This is a genomic window from Mesorhizobium sp. (genome assembly GCF_005063415.1).
GTDB lineage: Bacteria > Pseudomonadota > Alphaproteobacteria > Rhizobiales > Rhizobiaceae > Mesorhizobium.
In genome coordinates this window covers 1-1,875 of record NZ_SUEG01000313.1, presented here as the reverse complement: position 1 = coordinate 1,875, position 1,875 = coordinate 1, and the positions used below count along the sequence as shown (strand labels likewise).

General features: G+C 63.1%; 4 protein-coding genes. All 4 read left to right on the top strand.

The features are described from left to right. On the top strand, positions 1 to 371 hold a 371-nt coding region (locus E5W70_RS32205; protein ID WP_292665372.1), incomplete at its 5' end, for a DUF4010 domain-containing protein. Positions 372 to 455: 84 nt separating this feature from the next. Beyond that, positions 456 to 842, top strand: a complete 387-nt coding sequence (locus tag E5W70_RS32200) for a hypothetical protein (RefSeq protein WP_292665370.1) — start codon at positions 456 to 458, stop codon at positions 840 to 842. 26 nt (positions 843 to 868) lie between these two features. Continuing rightward, positions 869 to 1,459: an NAD(P)H-dependent oxidoreductase gene (locus tag E5W70_RS32195; RefSeq protein WP_292665368.1), complete on the top strand. Its 591-nt coding sequence runs from the start codon at positions 869 to 871 to the stop codon at positions 1,457 to 1,459. Then, a partial coding sequence (locus tag E5W70_RS32190) for an HAD-IC family P-type ATPase (RefSeq protein ID WP_366509781.1) occupies positions 1,417 to 1,875 on the top strand: 459 nt, incomplete at its 3' end. The genes E5W70_RS32195 and E5W70_RS32190, both read left to right, overlap by 43 nt.

Sequence of the window (1,875 nt, the reverse complement as noted above, 5' to 3'; positions counted from 1 at the left end):
GTGCACTGGCACGCAATCCATTCGAATTGGGACCGTTGCTGCTGTTTGCCCTGCTCTTTGCGATCGTCGCAACCGCGAGCGCTGCATTGGCTGCTCAATTCGGCGGACGCGGTTTGCTGGCGAGCTCGACGCTTGCAGGCACGTTCGATGTCGACGTCTCGGTGCTCAGCGCGTTGCGCCTGGTCAAGCAATCGATCTCCATCGAAACGGTGGGCCAGGCGGTGCTCGCGGCGCTGGCAGCAAACGCAATCGGTCGCCTGTCGCTCGCGGCATTTGCCGGCCCGTTCAGGTTTTGGTTGCCGCTGGCCGGCGCAACCCTGGGCGCTGCGTTCACCGGCTATTGCGCCATGCTGCTGCTGCCGACCTTCTGATACGCAGGACCACCAAGCTACTTTGATGCGGATCAAGGCCAAGTCTGGTCGCGGCGCTATGAAAGGCCATCCAAGGAGTTTGCCATGACCAAGCTGAATGACCTCACCGCGAAATTTCGCCATGTCCGGCTGCTGCTTGCCCGTGAAAAGGGCCATCCGGAAGGTGACCGCGAGGAGGGCTATGACGTGCTTGCTCCATTGAACCGTGACGGTCGGATCGACCCGGACGAGTGGAAGCAGCATAGGGCCGCATGCCGCGTTCGCCGTTTCCGCACCGGTGAAGAAGATCTGATCGGCCGGCTCCGTCGCAAGCCTGGCGGACAGTGGTATTTCGACTATGCCGACGGTGACCGCGACGATGAGATCGGTTTCCATCTGGGCGACGAGCGCTTCGTGACAGGAGAATACGTGTCGATCGCGCGCAACGGCACCATGCACACCTATCAGGTGGCGCGGGTCGAACGGCCCTAAGACAGGGCGCCTTGGGGCATGAAAGTATGTCGCGACGCATCCTGATTGTGGTTGGTCATCCCGATCCGTCCCCGGACCGGCTTTGTCGCGGCCTTGCGAAGGCCTATGGCGAGGGTGCGGAAAAGGCAGGCCACGCCGTCCGCCGGGTCGATCTCGCGACAATCGACTTTCCGATGCTGCGCACCATGCAGGAATTCGAGCACGGCGCGGTTCCCGACAGCCTGAAGGAGGCCGCCGAGGCGATCCTCTGGGCAGAGCACATTGTCTTTGTCTTTCCGCTTTGGCTCGGCACAATGCCGGCGCTGCTCAAGGGCTTTCTGGAGCAGGTCATGCGGCCGGGAACTGCCTTTGCCTACCCGGACAAGGCTGGGAGCTTGCCCAGGACATTGCTTCGCGGCCGCTCCGCGCGCGTCGTGGTGACGATGGGCATGCCGTCCTTTGTCTACCGGCTTTGGTTCCTCAGCCACGGCATCGCCGGCATGCGGCGCAGCGTTCTGCGTTTTGCCGGCATCAGTCCGGTGCGCGAGACCTTGTTTGGCATGGTTGCCGGCAGCAGTGACGCGACCCGGGCGAAATGGATCGGGCAGATGCGCAAACTCGGTCAACTGGCCAGATAGCGTCCGTTGAGCGTTGTCACGGGACCAGGACGGCTGCGCCCCGGCGCCTCATGGACGAGCAGAAGATCGATCTTCTGGCACTCGGCGAGAAGGCCGAGACGCTCAAGGGTGAAGGTCGCACCGTCATCCATGTCGCACGGTCCGGCAAGCTGCTAGGGCTGATCGCAATCGCAGATACGCCGCGCCCGACGGCCATCGCAACGATTGCCAAATTGCACGACCAGGGCGTTCGCGTGGCCATGCTCACCGGTGATAACGCCGGCACCGCCAAGCGCATCGCGGACGTGCTCGGCATTGACATCGTCCTCGCAGACGTGCTGCCAGGGCAGAAGGCAGAAAAGATCAAGGAGCTGCAGGGGCAAGGCCTGAAGGTCGGCATGGTCGGCGATGGCGTCAACGATGCGCCAGCCCTGACG